At 67.1% G+C, this 17,601-nt stretch carries 17 protein-coding genes; 2 read left to right on the top strand and 15 right to left on the bottom strand.

The window, feature by feature from the left end; translation table 11 throughout:
* Nucleotides 1–16 precede the first annotated feature (16 nt).
* Entirely contained in the window at nucleotides 17–949 is a 933-nt protein-coding gene (locus HMPREF3067_RS01645; RefSeq protein ID WP_070768006.1) for a glucose-6-phosphate dehydrogenase assembly protein OpcA, read from the top strand.
* An 18-nt stretch (nucleotides 950–967) separates the two neighbouring features.
* Entirely contained in the window at nucleotides 968–1,726 is a 759-nt protein-coding gene (pgl, locus tag HMPREF3067_RS01640; protein WP_070768005.1) for a 6-phosphogluconolactonase, read from the top strand.
* Between the two features lie 114 nt (nucleotides 1,727–1,840).
* Here the strand turns inward: pgl and secG are convergent, their stop codons facing one another.
* The 15 genes from secG to HMPREF3067_RS01565 all read right to left on the bottom strand — a co-directional run bounded on the left by secG (nucleotide 1,841) and on the right by HMPREF3067_RS01565 (nucleotide 17,574).
* Complete coding sequence (secG, locus tag HMPREF3067_RS01635) at nucleotides 1,841–2,074, bottom strand: preprotein translocase subunit SecG (RefSeq protein ID WP_070768004.1); 234 nt, start codon at nucleotides 2,072–2,074, stop codon at nucleotides 1,841–1,843.
* A gap of 183 nt (nucleotides 2,075–2,257) precedes the next feature.
* On the bottom strand, nucleotides 2,258–3,040 hold the full coding sequence (gene tpiA / locus HMPREF3067_RS01630; RefSeq protein WP_070768003.1) for a triose-phosphate isomerase: 783 nt from the start codon (nucleotides 3,038–3,040) through the stop codon (nucleotides 2,258–2,260).
* A 68-nt stretch (nucleotides 3,041–3,108) separates the two neighbouring features.
* A complete protein-coding gene (gene pgk, locus HMPREF3067_RS01625) occupies nucleotides 3,109–4,326 on the bottom strand; it encodes a phosphoglycerate kinase (protein WP_070768002.1) in 1,218 nt (405 codons plus the stop codon).
* 133 nt (nucleotides 4,327–4,459) lie between these two features.
* The gene (gene gap / locus HMPREF3067_RS01620; RefSeq protein WP_070768001.1) at nucleotides 4,460–5,467 is read right to left on the bottom strand and encodes a type I glyceraldehyde-3-phosphate dehydrogenase; all 1,008 of its coding nucleotides are present in this window, start codon (nucleotides 5,465–5,467) and stop codon (nucleotides 4,460–4,462) included.
* A gap of 356 nt (nucleotides 5,468–5,823) precedes the next feature.
* Nucleotides 5,824–6,852 (bottom strand): DNA-binding protein WhiA, encoded by a 1,029-nt coding sequence (whiA, locus tag HMPREF3067_RS01615; protein WP_070768000.1) that lies wholly within the window; start codon nucleotides 6,850–6,852, stop codon nucleotides 5,824–5,826.
* A 121-nt stretch (nucleotides 6,853–6,973) separates the two neighbouring features.
* Nucleotides 6,974–7,957 carry a gluconeogenesis factor YvcK family protein gene (gene yvcK, locus HMPREF3067_RS01610; RefSeq protein ID WP_070767999.1) on the bottom strand — a complete coding sequence of 328 codons (984 nt, stop codon included), beginning with the start codon at nucleotides 7,955–7,957 and terminating at the stop codon, nucleotides 6,974–6,976.
* A gap of 264 nt (nucleotides 7,958–8,221) precedes the next feature.
* Nucleotides 8,222–9,094: an RNase adapter RapZ gene (rapZ, locus tag HMPREF3067_RS01605; RefSeq protein ID WP_070767998.1), complete on the bottom strand. Its 873-nt coding sequence runs from the start codon at nucleotides 9,092–9,094 to the stop codon at nucleotides 8,222–8,224.
* 47 nt (nucleotides 9,095–9,141) lie between these two features.
* A complete protein-coding gene (gene uvrC / locus HMPREF3067_RS01600; RefSeq protein ID WP_070767997.1) occupies nucleotides 9,142–11,208 on the bottom strand; it encodes an excinuclease ABC subunit UvrC in 2,067 nt (688 codons plus the stop codon).
* An 8-nt stretch (nucleotides 11,209–11,216) separates the two neighbouring features.
* The gene (locus HMPREF3067_RS01595) at nucleotides 11,217–11,756 is read right to left on the bottom strand and encodes a PH domain-containing protein (protein WP_070767996.1); all 540 of its coding nucleotides are present in this window, start codon (nucleotides 11,754–11,756) and stop codon (nucleotides 11,217–11,219) included.
* Complete coding sequence (gene ribH / locus HMPREF3067_RS01590; protein ID WP_070767995.1) at nucleotides 11,756–12,277, bottom strand: 6,7-dimethyl-8-ribityllumazine synthase; 522 nt, start codon at nucleotides 12,275–12,277, stop codon at nucleotides 11,756–11,758. Before ribH ends, HMPREF3067_RS01595 begins: the two co-directional genes overlap by 1 nt.
* An 88-nt stretch (nucleotides 12,278–12,365) precedes the next feature.
* Nucleotides 12,366–13,652 (bottom strand): bifunctional 3,4-dihydroxy-2-butanone-4-phosphate synthase/GTP cyclohydrolase II, encoded by a 1,287-nt coding sequence (locus HMPREF3067_RS01585; protein ID WP_070767994.1) that lies wholly within the window; start codon nucleotides 13,650–13,652, stop codon nucleotides 12,366–12,368.
* On the bottom strand, nucleotides 13,642–14,286 hold the full coding sequence (locus HMPREF3067_RS01580) for a riboflavin synthase (protein ID WP_070767993.1): 645 nt from the start codon (nucleotides 14,284–14,286) through the stop codon (nucleotides 13,642–13,644). The genes HMPREF3067_RS01585 and HMPREF3067_RS01580 overlap by 11 nt, the downstream gene beginning before the upstream one ends.
* An 89-nt stretch (nucleotides 14,287–14,375) precedes the next feature.
* Nucleotides 14,376–15,428 (bottom strand): bifunctional diaminohydroxyphosphoribosylaminopyrimidine deaminase/5-amino-6-(5-phosphoribosylamino)uracil reductase RibD, encoded by a 1,053-nt coding sequence (gene ribD / locus HMPREF3067_RS01575; protein WP_070767992.1) that lies wholly within the window; start codon nucleotides 15,426–15,428, stop codon nucleotides 14,376–14,378.
* 102 nt (nucleotides 15,429–15,530) lie between these two features.
* Entirely contained in the window at nucleotides 15,531–16,208 is a 678-nt protein-coding gene (gene rpe / locus HMPREF3067_RS01570; RefSeq protein WP_070767991.1) for a ribulose-phosphate 3-epimerase, read from the bottom strand.
* 10 nt (nucleotides 16,209–16,218) lie between these two features.
* Nucleotides 16,219–17,574, bottom strand: coding sequence for an RsmB/NOP family class I SAM-dependent RNA methyltransferase (locus tag HMPREF3067_RS01565; protein ID WP_141759302.1), 1,356 nt, complete (start codon nucleotides 17,572–17,574; stop codon nucleotides 16,219–16,221).
* Nucleotides 17,575–17,601: the final 27 nt, after the last annotated feature.

Raw genomic sequence — 17,601 nt, 5'->3', positions numbered from 1 at the left:
AAAAGAGACATTTGCCATGATTATCCCCTTGCCAGATACCACCACGCGCGACATCTCCAAGAAGCTGGTCGAGGCCCAGGAGCACTACACGCTGACCACCGGCCGCGTGCTGACCCTGATTGTCTCCGCATACCAGGGCGATGACATCAACGTCATCCTCGACTCCATCCGGGACGCCTCCCACGAGCATCCGGCCCGCGTGCTGGTTGTCATCTCCGAGGACCCGGCGGCCGAAACCAGCCTGGACGCCGAGCTGCGCGTCGGCGGCGAGGCCGGCGCCTCCGAGATCGTCATCATGCGCCTGCACGGCGAGCTCGCGCACCAGGCTGAGGCCGTCGTCACCCCGCTGCTACTGCCTGATACCCCGATCGTGGCCTGGTGGCCGACGCGCTACCCGGACTCGCCGGCCGAAGCCCCCATCGGCGGCCTGGCGCAGCGCCGCATCACGGATATCGCCCATTCGGAAGGCCCCACCCCGCAGATGCTCCAGCAGCTCTCCGACGGCTACCAGCCGGGCGATTCGGACATGTCCTGGGCGATGATCACTCTGTGGCGCGGCATCGTGGCTTCCGCCCTGGACCGCCTGCCGCACGAGCCAGTCGGCTCCGTGACCATCTCCGGGCCCCAGTCGCACCCAGCCGTGGATCTGGCCGCCGGCTGGCTGGCCGACCGCCTGGGCGTGGCCGTGCGCCGCGCCGCGGACGACCCGAGCCTGCACCACCACTTCCCCATCTCTAAGCTCATCTTCCACCGGGATTCCGGGGACATCAGCCTGACGGTGGTCGACCACGGCAGCGTCGAGCTGGCCGTGCCGAACTCGCCCACCTCGCTGGTGGCACTGAGCGTGCGTTCCCAGGCCGAGGTGCTCGCCGAGGAGCTACGCCACTTGGACACCGATCAGATTTTCGCCAACGCTCTGCGCGCCCTGCCGCGCGTGAGCTACGTCTAGAAAGGAAGGCACGCGCAGATGGTCGATATTCACCGCGTTTCGGACAAGGCCGCCCTCACAGAGCAGGCCGCACTCGATTTCATCGATCTGGTCGCCGCCTGCCAGGCGCCCGGCGGCGGACGCCACGGCGACGGGGTTGCCCGCGTGGTGCTGACCGGCGGCAGCGCCGGCATCGGGATGCTCGAGCAGCTGCGCCGCTTCGCCGCCGCCGCGCAAGCCCAAGGCGAGGATTTCCCGGCCTTGCAGGTGGACTGGTCCCGCGTGCACGTCTTCTTCGGCGACGAGCGCAACGTGGCCGTCGATGATCCCGAGTCCAACGAGGGCCAGGCCCGCGCCGCCCTGCTCGATCACGTCGACATCCCGGATTCCCACATCCACGGCTACGGCTTGGGCGAGGCCGACCTTGAGCAGGCCGCCGCGGATTACGCCGCGGTGTTAAACGAGTACGCCCCGCGCGGTTTCGACCTCCACCTTTTGGGCATGGGTGGTGAGGGCCATATCAACTCGCTTTTCCCCCACACCCCGGCGGTGCGGGAGCAGGAAAGCCTGGTGGTCGCAGTGACCGACTCCCCCAAGCCCCCAGCCGAGCGTGCCAGCCTGACCCTGCCGGCCATCCGCCGCGCCGAGCAGGTCTGGCTGCTGGTCAGCGGGCAGGAAAAGGCCGAGGCCGCCCAGCACGTCATCGACCGAGCGGACGCCCTCGACTGGCCGGCCGCCGGCGCCCAGGGCGAGCGCGCCACCCGCCTCTACCTGGCCGACGACGCCGCCGCGCAGTAGCCAGGAAAGCCAGTCACTACCGACAAAAGCACCGCCTAACTGGGGATACCAGCTAGGCGATGCTTTTATATGCGCGGCGTGTGCGGCGGCGCGGAAGCGCCCCGCGGACACGGTTTAGCTGTAGGCGGTGATCAGGTTCAGACCGATCACGCAGCCGAGCCAGATGATGACCAGCACGACGGTCACGCGGTCCAGGTTCTTTTCCACGACGGTGGAACCGGACAGGTTAGACTGCACCCCGCCGCCGAACAGGCTAGAGAGGCCGCCGCCCTTGCCCTTGTGGAGCAGGACGAATACAGACATCAAGACTGCTGCGATAACCAGGATGATCTGCAATGCCAGGGTCATTAAAATTCCTTGCTTCTCGAAGAGGCCGAAAGGTCTGGGCGCCGGCCAGCGGGCGCGGTCAACGCGCGGCACGCTCCAGCGCTTTTGTACTCCGGCTAGTCTACACCACCTGCCACCATGGCAGTAGTAGTGCCCCGCCGAAGCCCCGGCACCGCAGAGGTGGCCCCGGGGCGGGTGGCTGTATTAGTTGACGGCGTTGCCGGCGTTGGCCACCAGCTTGGCGAAGTCCTCGCCCACCAGGGAGGCGCCGCCGACTAGGCCGCCGTCCACGTCCGGCTGGCTGACCAGTTCGGCCGCGGAGTCGACCTTCATGCTGCCGCCGTAGAGGATGCGCATCTCCTGCGCGGTCTCCTCGCCGGCCAGCTCACTCAGCACGCCGCGGATGGCGGCGCAGACTTCTTGCGCGTCGGCGGCGGAGGCAACCTTGCCGGTGCCGATAGCCCAGACCGGCTCGTAGGCCACGACGACCTTGGCCAGCTGCTCCTTGTCCAGGCCGGCCAGGGAGTTGCGCGTCTGGTTGACCACGAAGTCCACGTGGGTGCCGGCCTCGCGCACGTCGAGTGGCTCGCCGACGCAGACGATCGGGCTAATGCCCTGGCTCAGTGCCGCCGTGGCCTTCTGCGCCACGGTCTCGTCCGTCTCGTAGTGGTACTGGCGCCGCTCGGAGTGGCCGACGATAGCCCAGCTAGCCCCCAGCTTGGACAGCATGTGGGCGGAAACCTCGCCGGTGAAGGCGCCGGACTCATGGCGGGAGACGTCCTGCGCGCCGTAGGTGATCTTCAGATTGTCCCCGTCGACCAGGGTCTGGATGGTGCGCAGATCCGTGAACGGCACGAGGAAGGCCACGTCCGCCTTCTCGTAGTATTCCTTCGGCAAGGAGAAGGCGAATTTCTGCACCGAACCGATGGCCTCAATGTGGTCGAGGTTCATCTTCCAGTTGCCCGCGATAAGCGGTTTACGTGCCATGACGTGGTGGTCCTTTCTTAGGGGTTTAAACGGAGGCTGCCCGCGCGGTCACGCGGGGCGTGCGCAAGCTAGGCTTCGAGGACGGAAACGCCCGGCAGTTCCTTGCCTTCCAGGAACTCCAGCGAAGCGCCGCCGCCGGTGGAGATGTGGCTGAAGCCGTCCTCGTCTAGGCCCAGGGCGCGCACAGAGGCCGCGGAGTCGCCGCCGCCGACCACGGTGAAGGATCCGTTGGCCTTGGTGGCGTCGATGATGGCCTGGGCCACGCCGGCGGTGCCGCGGGAGAAGGCCTCCATCTCGAAAACGCCCATCGGGCCGTTCCAGAACACGGTCTTGGACTCGGCCAGCACGGAGGCGAATTCCTGGACGGTCTTCGGGCCGATGTCCAGGGACATCCAGCCTTCCGGGATCTCGGAGACCGAGGTGGTCTCGTGCTCGGCGTCGGTGGCGAACTCGGTGGCGGAGACCAGGTCGACCGGCAGGACGATCTTGTCGCCGAAGCGCTCGAGCAGGTCGCGGCAGTTGTCGATCTGGTCCTCCTGGAGCAGGGACTTCTGCACGTTGTAGCCCTTGGCCGCGAGCAGGGTGTAGCACATTCCGCCGCCGATGATGATCTTGTCGGCCTTGCCGGCCAGCGCCTCGATGACGCCCAGCTTGTCGGAGACCTTGGCGCCGCCTAGGACGACGACGTAGGGGTGCTCCGGCTCCTTTGCCACGGTGGAAAGCACCTCCAGCTCCTTCTGGACCAGCTTGCCAGCGTAGGCCGGCAGCTTCTTGGCGACGTCGTAGACGGAGGCCTGGGCGCGGTGGACCACGCCGAAGCCGTCGGAGACGAAAGCGCCATTGTCGGCGGCCAGGGCGGCCAGCTCAGCGGCGAAGGCTTCGCGCTCGGTCTCGTCCTTGGAGGTCTCGCGCGGGTCGAAGCGAACGTTTTCCAGCAGGACGACGTCGCCGTCATTCAGGCCGTTGGCGCGCTCGTGGGCATCCTCGCCGCAGACATCACCGGCCAGGGCGACGTACTGCCCCAGGGCCTCGGACAGGGCCTCCGCGACCGGAGCCAGGGAGTACTTCGGGTTGACCTCGCCCTTCGGGCGGCCCAGGTGGGCGGTCAGGATGACCTTGGCGCCGCCGTCGACCAGCGCGCGGATGGTCGGCAGCGAAGCGGTAATGCGGCCCGGGTCCGTGATGTTTCCTTCGTCGTCCAGCGGGACGTTGAAGTCGGAGCGCACGAGCACGTGGCGGGACTCCACGCCCTCGGAAAGCAGTTCGTCTAGCGTCTTGAAAGCCATAGTTTTTCCTACTCCTTTGGCGAATTTTGATGCACCTAAAACAATACCGACCCAGTGCGGGCGCCGCCGTAAAGTGGGCTGGGCCTGCGCTGGGTCGGTGTCACAGACAACTGTCTCCTTAAGAAACTGTTCCTTAGAGGTTGGCTGCTACCTGATCGGTCAGGCGCAGCAGCTGGGCGGTGTAGCCCCACTCGTTGTCGTACCAGCCGAGAACCTTAACTAGGTTGCCGTTGGAGACCTTGGTCATGCCGGAGTCGAAGATGCAACCGTGGCCGTCGGTGACGATGTCGGTGGAGACCAGCGGGTCCTCGGTGTAGCCAAGGACGTCGGCGAACTCGCCGGTGGAGGCTTCCTTGATGGCAGCGTTGATTTCCTCGACGGTGACGTCGCGCGAGGCGGTGAAGGTCAGATCGGTAGCGGAGCCGGTGATGATCGGCACGCGCATGGCGTAGCCGTCCAGCTTGCCCTCCAGGTTCGGCAGGACCTTAGCCACGGCCTTGGCAGCGCCGGTGGAGGTCGGAACCATGTTGACGGCAGCAGCGCGGGCGCGGCGCGGGTCCTTGTGCGGAGCGTCCTGCAGGCGCTGGTCGCCAGTGTAGGCGTGGATGGTGGTCATCAGGCCGTTTTCAATACCGAACTTCTCGTCCAGGACCTTGGCCATCGGCGCCAGGCAGTTGGTGGTGCAGGAGGCAGCCGAGATGACGTCGTGGTTAGCCGGATCGTAGTCCTCGGAGTTAACGCCGTAGACGAAGGTGGCGTCGACCTCCTTGCCCGGAGCGGAGATGATGACCTTCTTGGCGCCGGACTCGATGTGCGCGCGGGCGCTCTCGCCGGTGCGGAACTTGCCGGTGGACTCGATGACAATGTCAACGCCGTGTTCGCCCCAGTTGAGTTCCTTCGGATCCTTCTCTTCGGTGACGACCACACGCTTGCCATCGACGGTGATGGACTCGTCGTCGTAGGTGATTTCGCCCGGGAAGCGCCCCAAGACGGAGTCGTACTTCAGCAGGTTTGCCAGGGTCTGGTTGTCAGTCAGGTCGTTGACCGCGACGATCTCCAGGTCGTGCTCGCCTTCGACGACTGCGCGGAAGAAGTTGCGGCCGATGCGCCCGAAGCCGTTGATGCCTACGCGGATAGTCACTTGATGTTCTCCTAGAAATTTGGATGTACGTAAGGTTTTTACGCCTGGTGGAACTCACCGAGGGCTACGTGAGGTAGCTTGACTTCTCCTCGACAACTTCCAACAAGACCGATACTACCGGCGCTCGCGCTAGCGCGCACGGGTAACGGAAAGCAAAACAACAAAACCACACATATTCTCACATCCGGTGACTAATAATCTTGGACACGGCCACAAAAACCGCGCATACCCGCAGGTTAGAAGGTGATGCCCGGTTGGGCCCGCAGAGCACCGAGGGAAAGATAGGGGGCGTGATTCTGGGCACAGAACCCCGCACGGAACGGGTTAAACCACGCCCCCGGTCGGTTCCGGCCGCCCTAGCTCTCCCCGCCGGCCTGGTCCTCGCCGTGTCCGGTGCCGTCCGCGTCGAAGAGATCCTCGGTGACTGCCTCGCTGGTCGACGGGATGCCTAGTTCTTCGGCCCGCTTATCCGCCATGGACAGCAGGCGCCGAATACGGCCGGCCACCGCGTCCTTAGTCATCGGCGGATCGGCCAGGCGGCCGAGCTCCTCCAGGGAGGCCTCGCGGTGCTGCACGCGCAGCTGGCCGGCGTCCGCCAAGTGCTCCGGTACGTCGTCGCCCAGGATCTCCATGGCGCGTTCCACGCGGGCCGCCGCGGTCACGGCCGCGCGCGCCGAACGCCGCAGGTTGGCGTCGTCGAAATTCTGCAGGCGCTCCCCGCTCATGCGCACTTCGTTGCGCAGGCGCTTCTTCTCCCACTTCAGGCGGGTAACCTGCGCGCCCATGCGGGTCAGCAGCGCGCCGATGGCGTCGCCGTCGCGTACCACCACGCGGTCGGCCCCGCGGGTCTCCTTAGTCTTGACGGACAGGCCCAGGCGCCGGGCACAGCCCACCAGGGCCAGGGCGGCTTCCTGGCACGGGCAGACAACCTCCAGCGAGGAGGACCGGCCCGGCTCGGTCAGGGAACCGGCGGCCAGGAAGGCCCCGCGCCACGCGGCCTCGTTGTCGGCGATGGAGCCGGAAATCACCTGCGGCGGCAGCCCCACCACCGGGTGCCCGGAGCGGGTAATAAGCCCCAGGCGGCGAACCAGGTCAGGAGTGCCGTCGGTGATCCGGATATGGATCCGGGCCCGCTTGTGGGCCTGGGCGGCGGTCGGGCCCACCACGTGGCTGCCCACCTTGATCCCGTAAAGCTCGTCCAGGGCCGCAATTACCCGGTCGGCCGTGTCCTGGTCCGGCAGCTGTACCTCGTACATCATGGAGCTGCCCGAGACGGTCAGCTCGCCAGCGAAACGCAAGATGGCCGCCAGCTCTGCTGCCCGCGCGCTAGTGCGGGTGGCGTGCACCGCCGTCAACTCTTTTTTGACCGCGTCGGTAAGAGTCATCTTCTATGCCTTCCTGCCCTTTCTATTCTGCCGAGCCCAGCTTCCGGGCCCTGCAGCGGCTCACCGGTTGTCGTCAGGTAATCGAAATGGAGATGAAAAATATTAAAACAGAATGCCTATTCTAGCGCCCGGCCTCGAGGAAGTCGGAATGCATCCGGGAAAGCGCAGCAGACAGCTTATCCGGGTCGTGGACGCTGGTGGGCTGGCCGTTCTCGTCCAACCGGCACAGATCCGCGTACTCGACCGTGGCCCCCAGCGCGCGGGCGGCGCGCTGCAGGTATTCCCGCTCGCTGGGCGCGGTGAGTATCTTCTCCTCCACCAGGACCTTGTCGATCCGCAGGCCCGGGGCGTGCTGAGCGAGCACGTGCAGGTGGCGCTCCGCCGAAAAGCCCTGGGTCTCCCCTGGCTCTGCGGACAGGTTGAGAACCACCACGCGCAGGGCATCGGCGGCGCTGATGGCCTCCATCAAGCGCGGGATGACCACGTGCGGCAGCACGGAGGAAAACCACGAGCCCGGCCCCAACGTGATGAGGTCGGCCTGGCCGATGGCCTCCAGGACCAGATCGTTGACCTCGGCGTCCTCGGGGATGATCCGCACGCGGCGGACCTGCCCCGGCGTCGAGGCCACGGCCACCTGGCCGCGGACCGAGCGCACCACCCGCGGGTCCTCATCGAGGCCGGCGACCTCCGCCTCGATCTCCAGCGGCTGGTTGACCACCGGTAGGACCCGGCCGTGCGACTCGGTCAGTTCTGCGACCTTGTCGAGGGCGGCCTGGCTATCGCCCAGGATCTCCGTCAGCCCCGCGATGAGCAGGTTGCCCAGGGCGTGCCCGGCCAAGGCCCCGTGCCCGCCGAAGCGGTGCTGGAGCGTAGTCGCCCAGAACCGACCCTCGTCCTCGCCGTCGGACAGCGCCGCCAAGGCCATGCGCAGATCTCCCGGCGGGATGATCGCCAGCTCCCGACGCAGGCGCCCGGAGGAGCCGCCGTCGTCCGCCACGGTCACGATAGCGGTCACCTTCGCCGCGCCGGTCTCCTGCGCTGCGAGCAAGGTTTGGTACAAGCCGTGCCCGCCGCCCAGGCAGGCTACGTGGAAGGGATTAGACATCGGAAAAGATCCCTGCCGCCTTTCTTTCGTTTCATCGCCGGTGACAGCTTCCGTCGCTCCTTGGCGCTCAATGCCCAGGGCCCGGAAGATCGCACAGGTCCTTGCCTAGTATCGGGGCGCGGGGCGCCCGGCCTGCTGCGAACCACCGACTGCGCGGGCGGTAGTCGCCCGCGTTCGTAGTGGGAATATTCAGTTATTGGAAAGCTTGTGCTGGGACTTACTTGGCAACATCGCCGCCCGCCAGTGGATGGGTGGCTAGGTGGCTTAGTCCCTCTCTATATCTCTGTGCAGCACGCTCACGTCCACCTTGCCCGCCTCGCGAAGGCGGTGGGCGATCTCCTCGGCCACCGCTACGGAGCGGTGGTGCCCGCCGGTGCAGCCGACGCCGACCGTGATGAAGTTCTTGCCTTCGTGGTGGTAGCCGGCCAGCATGGAATCCAACATCGACATAAAGCGGTTGATGAACTCCTCCGCGCTCGGTTGGGAGAGCACGTAATCAGCCACCGGCGCGTCCGTGCCGCGGTAGGGCCGAAGCTCGTGGACCCAGTACGGGTTCGGGAGGAAACGCACGTCGACGACCAAGTCCGCGTCGCGCGGCGAGCCGTGCTTGAAGCCGAAGGACTCGACGGTGACGTGCTGCTTCTGGCTGCCCAGCGGCCCGAAGGAGGCCTCGATCGCGCGGCGCAGATCGTGAACCGACAGGTTCGTGGTGTCCAGGATAATATCGGCGCCGGCGCGCACGCTCGCAATAGCGTCGCGCTCCCGGCGGATGCCCATCTTAAGGGTGTCCTCCCCCTGCAGCGGGTGGGTGCGCCGGACGGAGTCGAAGCGCCGGATCAGTACGTCGTCCCGGGCATCCATGAACAGCACGGTGGGCTGCATGTCCCGCTCGCGCAACTGGTCGAAGGTCTCCAGCAAGGAGCCGGGGAACATGCGGCTGCGCACGTCGGTGACGACGGCCACCTTATCGACGGGCGAGTCATCCTGGGCGCACAGCTCCAGCAGCTCCACGATGAGCACCGGGGGCAGGTTGTGCGCGACGAAGTAGCCCTTGTCTTCTAAGACCTTGGCAGCCGAACTGAGCCCGCCGCCGGACATGCCGGTCAGCAGGATGGGAGGGGTGACAAATTGTGCCATGGGGCCATTCTATCTGGTTCGCCGCCGCTTCCGGCCTGCCCGGAAGCCTAGCGCGTCTGCAGGCCGTCGAAGACGGTCTGGGCCAGCTTCGGACCGAAGCCTTTGACCTCGGCGATCTCCTCGACGGAGGCCTGTTTGAGTTTTTTGACCGAGCCAAAGTGCTTGACCAGATCCTTGCGCCGCTGCGGCCCGAGGCCTGGGATGGCATCCAGCACCGACGAACGCATCCGCGCCGAGCGCTGTTGCCGGTGGTACGTGATGGCAAAGCGATGGGCCTCGTCGCGGATCTGCTGCAGCAGGTAGAGCGCCTGCGAGTTGCGTGGCAGGATCACCGGCTCGTCGTCGCCGGGCACCCAGATCTCCTCCAGGCGCTTGGCCAGGCCCACGAGCACGACGTCGTTGATGCCCAGCTCGTCGAAGACCTCCTGAGCCGCGGCCACCTGGGGCGCGCCGCCGTCGACGATGAACAGCTGCGGCGGGTAGGCGAAGCGGCGCCCGGCCTCCGCGGATTCCTCCACGACCTGCTCGTCGGAGAAGGTCTGCTCCTCCGACTCCTCGTCCGGGTTCGCCAGCTTGTCCACGTGGTGGCGCTTGAAGCGGCGGCGGGTGACCTCCGCGATAGAGCCGACGTCGTCGGAGCGGCCGTCGCCGGCGGCCTCCTTGATGCGGTAACGGCGGTAATCCGATTTGCGCGGCAGGCCGTCCTCGAAGACCACCAGGGAGGCCACCACGTCCGTGCCCTGAATGTGGGAGATGTCCGTGCACTCAATGCGCAGGGGCGCCTGCTCCATGCCCAGGGCTTCCTGGATGTCCTGCAGCGCGGCGGAACGCGCCGTCAGGTCGCCTACCCGCTTGAGCTTGTGCTGGCGCAGGGCGTCCTTGGCGTTGCGCGTGACCGTCTCCATCAGGGCGCGCTTGTCCCCGCGCTGCGGCACGCGCAGGTCCACCCGCGCCCCGCGCAGCTCCTCCAGCAGCTGTTTGACCTCCGCGTCCTCGGCCGGCAGGTGCTGGACCAAGATCTCGGGCGGGACCACCTTGACCGTGCGCGACTTCGCGTGAGACTCCTGGTCGACGCCGCGGCGCGGCACGCCCGGGTCAATGGCCGCGTCCTCTGCGGCCTCCTGCTTCTCGCGCTCCACGGCGTCGGAATAGAACTGGATGAGGAAGTTCTGGATGAGCGCCGGCAGCGCCGGGTCCTCCTCACCCTCGGCCACCGTCTCGGTGCTCGCCTGGTCCCCGACCTTTTCCACGACCCAGCCGCGCTGGCCGCGGATGCGACCGTCGCGCACGTGGAAGATCTGCACCGCGGCCTCGAGCTCGTCGGTGTGGAAGGCGATGAGATCGGCGTCCGTGCCGTCGCCGAAGACGACGGACTGCTGCTCCATGATCTTGTTGATGGCGCCCAGGTCGTCCCGCAGGCGCGCAGCCCGCTCGAATTCCAGGTTGGCGGAGGCCTCCTCCATCTCCTGGGTCAGCTGACGGGTGACCGGAGCGGTGTTGCCGTTCATGAAGGAGACCAGGCGCTGGACCGTGGCGCGGTGCTCGTCCTCGCTGACGCGGCCGATGCACGGAGCATCGCACTTGCCGATATAGCCCAGCAGGCAGGGCCGGCCGAGCGCCTCGTGCCGGTTAAACACGCCCTTGGTGCAGGTACGCATGGGGAACACACGGGTGAGCAGGTCGAGGGTCTCGCGCACGGCCCACGCGTGCGAATAGGGGCCGAAATAGCGTACTCCCTTACGCCGCGGGCCGCGGTAGAAGAAAGCGCGCGGGAAACGCTCGCCCACCGATACCGCGAGCATCGGGTAGGTCTTGTCGTCGCGGTACATCACGTTGAACCGCGGATCGAAGCGCTTAATCCAGGTGTACTCGAGTTGGAGCGCTTCTACCTCGCTAGCCACCACGGTCCATTCCACCGAGGCGGCGGTCAGCACCATCTGGCGGGTGCGCGGGTGCAGCTGGGTGATGTCCTGGAAGTAATTGGACAGCCGAGCCCGCAAGTTCTTCGCCTTGCCCACGTAGACGACGCGGCGGTTGTCGTCTCGGAACTTGTAGACCCCCGGTTCCGTGGGGATGGTTCCGGGGGCTGGCCGATAGGTAGTTGGATCAGCCACAGCGGCGCCTAATCCTGCGGCATGTAGCGGGCTTCCAGGGCGCGGAACTTGTTGACGGAGTCCATGATGGTGGACTTGTCACCGGCCTGCAGGGCCCACATCGGTACATATTCGAATTCCGGCAGCTCCAGGTGCGCCATGCGCGCGCCCTCGGGGAAAGACAGCCCGTAGATGACCGCCCACGGGTAAAAACGGGTGCCCACGATGTTGCGGACCTCTACCCCGTCCTCGTTGGCCCGCACGCGGGGCCGAGTCAAAATGAGCCAGAACAGGATGGACAACAGCACGCCCACGCCCGGGAAGGCGAACTTGTCAATGGTGGTCACGGTAGCGCCCGTGAACTCGACGTCCAGAGTAAGGCCCATGAAGATGTGGACAGCCATGACCACAATGACGACGATAACCGCCAGCTTGCGCAGGTACGGGGATTTGACCTCCAGTTCCCACGGCTTCTTGCTGGTCTGGGCGAAGGGGTCGATGCGGGTATAGGCCAGCAACTCCTCTTCGGACAGTTGTGGCTTCGCCGGCTTGCCAGTGCTGTCAGTCATCAGTACTCCACTCCTTTTTCTGCGCCCTCATAGTCTACGTCCGCGCTGCCGGTTTGGTTAATCGCCCGCAGCTTCAGCACGGTGTCCAAGGCCGCCACCATGGCCTCGGATCCCTTGTTCTCGGCGGAGCCGGCAAAGCCCGCCCGGTCCACGGCTTGGTCGTGGTCGTTGACGGTGAGGATACCGTTGGCCACCGGCGTGGACTCATCCAGCGCGATCCGGGTCAGCCCCTGGGTGACGGAGTCACAGACGTAGTCGAAGTGCGGGGTTCCGCCGCGGATGACGCAGCCCAGCGCCACCACGGCATCGAAACGCCGCGCGGCGGCCTGCACGGCCACGGGGATCTCCAGCGCCCCGACGACCCGGAAGCCCTCGGCGCGCGCGCCGTTGCGCTCGGCGGCGGCCAGCGCCTGCTCGTGCAGCTGGTCGCAGATGTCCGCGTTCCAGGTGGCGGTGATGACGGCTACGGAAATCCCGCGCGCATCGATCGAGTCGATTGCCGACAAGCCTTCCTTACTCATTTCGGTACCTCTTTCCGGTCGGTGGTCTTTGCTGTCGGTGGTGCTGCCTTAGCAGTGGTGCTGCGCCGTGCGCGGCAGCTGGTACTGCCTAGGAGGTTACGCCGTGCTCGGCGTCCCAGGCGGCGACCTGCGGCAGGTCGTGGCCCATCCGGTCGCGCTTGGTGCGCAAGTATTTGATGTTGTCCGCGTTCGGCGTGACCTCGAGCGGCTGGTGCGCGCTCACGTCCACGCCGAAGCCGGCCAGCCCCTCGCCCTTGTGCGGGTTGTTGGTCAGCAGGCGGGCGGAGACAATCCCCAGGTCCCGTAGTATCTGGCCCGCCACGGAGTATTCTCGCGCGTCCTCCGGCAGGCCCTGCTCCAGGTTCGCGTCCACGGTGTCCAGCCCTTGGTCCTGGAGCTGGTAGGCCTGCAGCTTGTGCAGCAGGCCTACGCCGCGGCCTTCATGGCCGCGCAGGTAGATGACCACGCCGCTACCGGCCTCCTGGATGATTTCCAGCGAGCGGTGCAGCTGCTGGCCGCAGTCGCAGCGCCGGGAGGAGAGCACGTCCCCGGTCAGGCACTCCGAATGCACCCGCACGGTGACGTTTTCCGCCCCGACCAGCTGCTCCGGATCACCGGCGATGAGGGCCACGTGCTCCTGGCCGTCCACCGCGTGGCGGTAGCCGATGGCAGTAAAGCGGCCGTAGTCGGTGGGCAGCTGGGTGTCCACGACGCGCTCGACCTGGGACTCGTGGCGGCGGCGCCACTGGATGAGCTGCTCGATGGAGATCATCGCCAGCCCGTGCTCGTCGGCGAAGCGGCGGAGCTCCGGCGAGCGCGCCATGTCCGTCGGATCCTCCTCGGAGACGATCTCGCACAAAACGCCGGCCGGGCGCAGGCCCGCCAGGCGGGCCAGGTCCACCGAGGCCTCCGTGTGGCCCTCGCGCTCTAAGACCCCACCCGGGCGGGCGGCGAGAGGCACCACGTGGCCAGGCCGGGTAAAGTCTAGCGTGGTGGATTCCGGATCCGCCAAGCGGCGGATGGTCTCGGCACGGGAGGTGGCGGAAATGCCCGTGGTGCCGGTGGCGGCATCGACGGTCACGGTGTAGGCGGTTCCGCGCACGTCCTCGTTGCGCGCGACCATGGGCGGCAGGTTCAGCCGGGCGCAGTCGGCCGGCATCAGCGGGGCGCAGATATAGCCGGAGGAATAGCGCACCATGAAAGCAACCAGCTCCGGGGTGGCCAGCTCGGCGGCGAAAATCAGATCGCCCTCGTTTTCCCGATCCTCGTTATCGACCACAACGACGGGCTTGCCGGCCGCGATCTCCGCGATTGCGGTCTCCACCGAATCCAACCGCACGCTACCCGCGGCGGTCTGCTGCTCCTCAACGCTCATAGTGCTCAACCTTAGTCGGGTCGAAACCGCCGCCGGCCTTCGGGTAGGCCAGCATATTTTCCACGTATTTCGCCAGGATATCGACCTCCAGGTTCACCACGTCTCCGGGCGCTAGGTCGCCGTGAGTGGTATCCCGCAGGGTCACCGGGATAAGGGAGACCTCGAACCAGTCCTCTCCGCGGGCGCTGACGGTCAGCGAGGTTCCGTTGATGGCGATGGAGCCCTTCTCCACGACGTAGCGCGCCAGCTGCTCCGGCAGCTCGAAGCGCAAGACCTCCCAGTGCTTAGAGGGTGTGCGATCGAGCAGGCGGCTGGTGCCGTCGACGTGGCCTTGGACGATATGCCCGCCCAGCCGCGCGGAGGCCGCCAGGGCCCGCTCCAAGTTCACCCGGTCGCCAACGCCCAGCTGCCCCAGCGCGCTGCGGTTCAGGGATTCCTGCATCACGTCCGCGGCAAAGCCGGTCCGGTCCGCGTTGAGTTCCGCTACGGTCAGGCACACGCCGTTCACGGCGATGGAATCCCCCAGGCTCGCGTCCTGGACTACGTGCGGGGCGCGAACCCACAGCCGGATGGCATCCCCCAGCTGCTCGAGGGACTCGACTGCCCCCGTTATTTCAATCAAGCCGGTAAACACTTCTGGTGCGTATCTCCTTCGCCGTTAGCTGCCGCCTTTCGCGGCGCCACTCACTGCGTCTTCGTTGGGTTTAAAGGTATTCGGTTGTGCTAGAGCTTCATGCTCTCCAACGCCGCGTCGCTGGTGACGTATTCCACTAGGACGTCTTCGCCCAGCTGGCGGGTGCCCAGGTGGTGAAAGCGCGGGGCGTCCGCCAGGGTGTCGGCCAGCGGGTGGGCCAGGATGCCGAGCCCCTCGCCCAGCAACATGGGCGAGATATAGGCGTTGATGGCGTCCACGTAGCCGCCGTAGAACAAGGCGCTGGCCAGCCCGGCACCGCCCTCGACGAGCACGTCGCGGATCTCGTCGTCGTACATTTCCTCCATGGCTTCTTCGAGGTCACCGTACTGGGTATAGCCCAGCTCCCGGAGGTTGGTCGACGCCGGGCCCGCGGCGCGCAGGTCGCGCTTGCCGATGACCACGCGTCGCGGCTGGTGCTCATACAGGCTGCCGTCGGCCCGCCGCGCGGTCAGTGAGGGGTTATCCGCGAGCGCCGTGCCGGTGCCGACCACGATCGCGTCGCGGTGGGCGCGGTCCCGGTGCGCGTACTCGCGGGCGGCGGTGCCCGTGATCCACTGGCTCGTGCCGTCGGCCGCCGCGGTGTAGCCGTCCAGGGTCTGCGCGAATTTCACGGTCACGTGCGGGCGCCCCAGGCGCACGGCGGTCAGCCACGGGACCACGGCGTCCCGGGTGCGCAGGGCCGCTGGCACGTCTTGCTTTTCCACCTCGATGCCGTGCTGGCGCAGGGCCTCTGCCCCGCCGGCCGCGCCGCTCGGGTCCGCGTGCAGGTAGATAACCCGCGCCACCTGGGCATCGATGAGCGCCTGCGCGCACGGCCCGGTCCGCCCGGTGTGGTTGCACGGTTCCAGGGTCACGACCACGGTGCTGCCCGCGGCGGCCTCCCCGGCCGCGCGCAGGGCCACGACCTCCGCGTGGTCGCTGCCGGCCGGCTGCGTGGCTCCCTCGCCCACAACCTCGCCGTTCGGGCCGAGCACGACCGCGCCCACCGGCGGGTTCGGGCTGGTAGTCCCCCTCACGTCGGCGCCCAATTCGATTGCTCGTTCAATGGCGCGCCCGATGCCCGCTGCGAGTCCTTCTGGCATGCGATTCCTTTCCAAAAAGTCTGTGTTCTTCGCCTTTTTGCGGCCCAGCCCGGCGGCTGCGTGCGTGGTAGATGAATGGGTACGCGGTAGGTGGCTGTCTTATTAAGAGGCGGCGGCTTGGGTGGCGGCCGCACGCAGGTCGTCGACGGCCTGGCCCGGATCGGCGTGCTTGAAGACGGCGGAGCCGGCCACGAAGGCATCAACCCCGGCCGCGGCGGCCTCCGAGATGGTCGTGGCGTCGATGCCGCCGTCTATCTCGATGAGGGTCACCAGGCCGCGCTCGTCGATAGCCGCGCGGAGCACACGGGCCTTGTCCAACATCTCCGGCATGAACTTCTGTCCACCGAAGCCGGGCTCGACGCTCATGACCAGGACCAGGTCGATATCCTCCAAGATCTCCAGCCAGGGTTCGATGGGAGTGTCCGGCTTGATGGAAATGCCGGCCATTACCCCCTGGCTGCGCAGATCGCGCGCCAGCTCCACCACGGCGGCCGTGCTCTCCATGGCCTCGACGTGGAAGATCACGCAGTCGGCGCCGGCCTCGATATAGGTCTGCGCCCACTTCTCGGGGTGCTCGATCATCAGGTGCACGTCCAGGTGCTGGCCGGTCAGGCCGTTGACCGTGGAGGTGATACCCGGGCCAAAGGACAGGTTGGGGACGAAGTGGCCATCCATGATGTCCACGTGGATCCAATCCGCGTTGGAAATAGCGGCGATCTGCTGGCCGAGCCGCGAGAAATCCGCGGCCAGGATGGACGGCGAAATGATCGGTGCTGACATGTCTACTATCCTACGTGTCCTTGCGGCGCAGGGCCGCGAAAAACATCGCGTCCGTGCCGTGCCGGTGCGGCCACATCTGGACGGACTTCTCCTCGCCCACGTCGGTCATTGCCTCCGGCAGGAGCGCGTGCGCGTCCTCCTCCACGGCGCCCAGCTGCGCGACGGCCTTGTCTACGATTGCGCGGGTCTCGCGCAGGTCCGGCGAGCACGTGGAGTAGATGAGGATCCCGCCCGGGCGCAGCAGCTCCAGCCCGGAGCGCAGCAGCTCGAACTGCAGGCGGCTAAGCTCAGCCAGGTCGGCCTCCTCCTTGCGCCAGCGCGCCTCCGGGCGGCGGCGCAGGGCGCCCAGACCGGAACAGGGCGCGTCGACCAGCACGCGGTCGTAGCCGGGCTCGAGGCCCGGGTCGCGGCCGTCGGCCACGTGGACGCGTACCGGCAGATCCCCGGCGGTGCGGTCGATGAGCTTGGCACGGTGCTCGCTGACCTCGACGGCGTCCACCTTCGCGCCCTCGATGCGCGCGAGCGCGCCCATGAGCGCGGCCTTGCCGCCCGGGCCGGCGCACAGGTCCAGCCAGCGGCCATGATCCTCGCCGCTGACCTCGGCCTCGACCACGGCACGGGCAATGAGCTGGGAGCCCTCGTCTTGGACGGCGGCCATGCGCTCCTTGACCGGCTCCAGGTCAGCCGGGTCGCCGTGCTCCAAGTAGACCGCATAAGGCGAGTAGCGCCCCTGCTCGCAGCCGGTCATCAGCGCGAGTTCCTCGGCGGTGATTTCCCCGGGGCGCGCCACCAGGTGCACCACGGGCCGCTCGGAGTCCGCGGCCAGTGCGGCGGGTAGCTCCTCGCGACCGACCACGCGGGCAAAGGAGCGGGCAATCCACTCCGGGTGGGCGTGCTCGAAGGCCAGGCGGGCAACCTCATCGTCTGGGGCCAGCAGGTTGATCCAGTCCTCGCGGCTGCGGCGGGTCACCGAGCGCATGATGCCGTTGGCAAAGCCCTTGGCCTTGGTCTCCCCGGCCGCCTCAACCAAACGCACGGTGGTATCCACAGCGGCGTGGTCCTCGACCCGGGTGTAAAGCACCTGGTAGACACCCATCCGCAGGGCATCCAGCACGGCCGGAGCAATGGCCGAAAGCTCTCGGCTCGAGCACCGCGCGATGACCGCGTCCACCACGCCCTCGGCGCGCAGCGTGCCGTAGGCGACCTCGGTGGCAAAGGCGGCGTCGCGGCCGCTGAGCTTCTGCTCCCGCAGCGCCCGCGGCAGGATGAGGTTGGCGAAAGCGCCCTCCTGGTGCACGCGCTGCAGGGTCTCCAGCGCCACCGCGCGCGGCAGGTCCAGCCCGGCCTGCTTCGCCGCCTGGGCCAGGGAGGCCGCCTGCGCGCGCTCGTTTAG

Origin of the sequence: Corynebacterium sp. HMSC04H06, from assembly GCF_001815935.1 — a bacterium.
GTDB lineage: Bacteria > Actinomycetota > Actinomycetes > Mycobacteriales > Mycobacteriaceae > Corynebacterium.
Note: the sequence above shows the minus strand (reverse complement) of the source record. Positions and strands in the feature narration are given on the sequence as shown.

Bases quoted from the DNA above. Each gene is read 5' to 3' on its own strand.
- HMPREF3067_RS01645 (WP_070768006.1), top strand. From the start codon at position 17: ATGATTATCCCCTTGCCAGATACCACCACGCGCGACATCTCCAAGAAG.
- pgl (WP_070768005.1), top strand. From the start codon at position 968: ATGGTCGATATTCACCGCGTTTCGGACAAGGCCGCCCTCACAGAGCAG.
- secG (WP_070768004.1), bottom strand. From the start codon at position 2,074: ATGACCCTGGCATTGCAGATCATCCTGGTTATCGCAGCAGTCTTGATG.
- tpiA (WP_070768003.1), bottom strand. From the start codon at position 3,040: ATGGCACGTAAACCGCTTATCGCGGGCAACTGGAAGATGAACCTCGAC.
- pgk (WP_070768002.1), bottom strand. From the start codon at position 4,326: ATGGCTTTCAAGACGCTAGACGAACTGCTTTCCGAGGGCGTGGAGTCC.
- whiA (WP_070768000.1), bottom strand. From the start codon at position 6,852: ATGACTCTTACCGACGCGGTCAAAAAAGAGTTGACGGCGGTGCACGCC.
- yvcK (WP_070767999.1), bottom strand. From the start codon at position 7,957: ATGTCTAATCCCTTCCACGTAGCCTGCCTGGGCGGCGGGCACGGCTTG.
- rapZ (WP_070767998.1), bottom strand. From the start codon at position 9,094: ATGGCACAATTTGTCACCCCTCCCATCCTGCTGACCGGCATGTCCGGC.
- HMPREF3067_RS01595 (WP_070767996.1), bottom strand. From the start codon at position 11,756: ATGACTGACAGCACTGGCAAGCCGGCGAAGCCACAACTGTCCGAAGAG.
- ribH (WP_070767995.1), bottom strand. From the start codon at position 12,277: ATGAGTAAGGAAGGCTTGTCGGCAATCGACTCGATCGATGCGCGCGGG.
- HMPREF3067_RS01585 (WP_070767994.1), bottom strand. From the start codon at position 13,652: ATGAGCGTTGAGGAGCAGCAGACCGCCGCGGGTAGCGTGCGGTTGGAT.
- ribD (WP_070767992.1), bottom strand. From the start codon at position 15,428: ATGCCAGAAGGACTCGCAGCGGGCATCGGGCGCGCCATTGAACGAGCA.
- rpe (WP_070767991.1), bottom strand. From the start codon at position 16,208: ATGTCAGCACCGATCATTTCGCCGTCCATCCTGGCCGCGGATTTCTCG.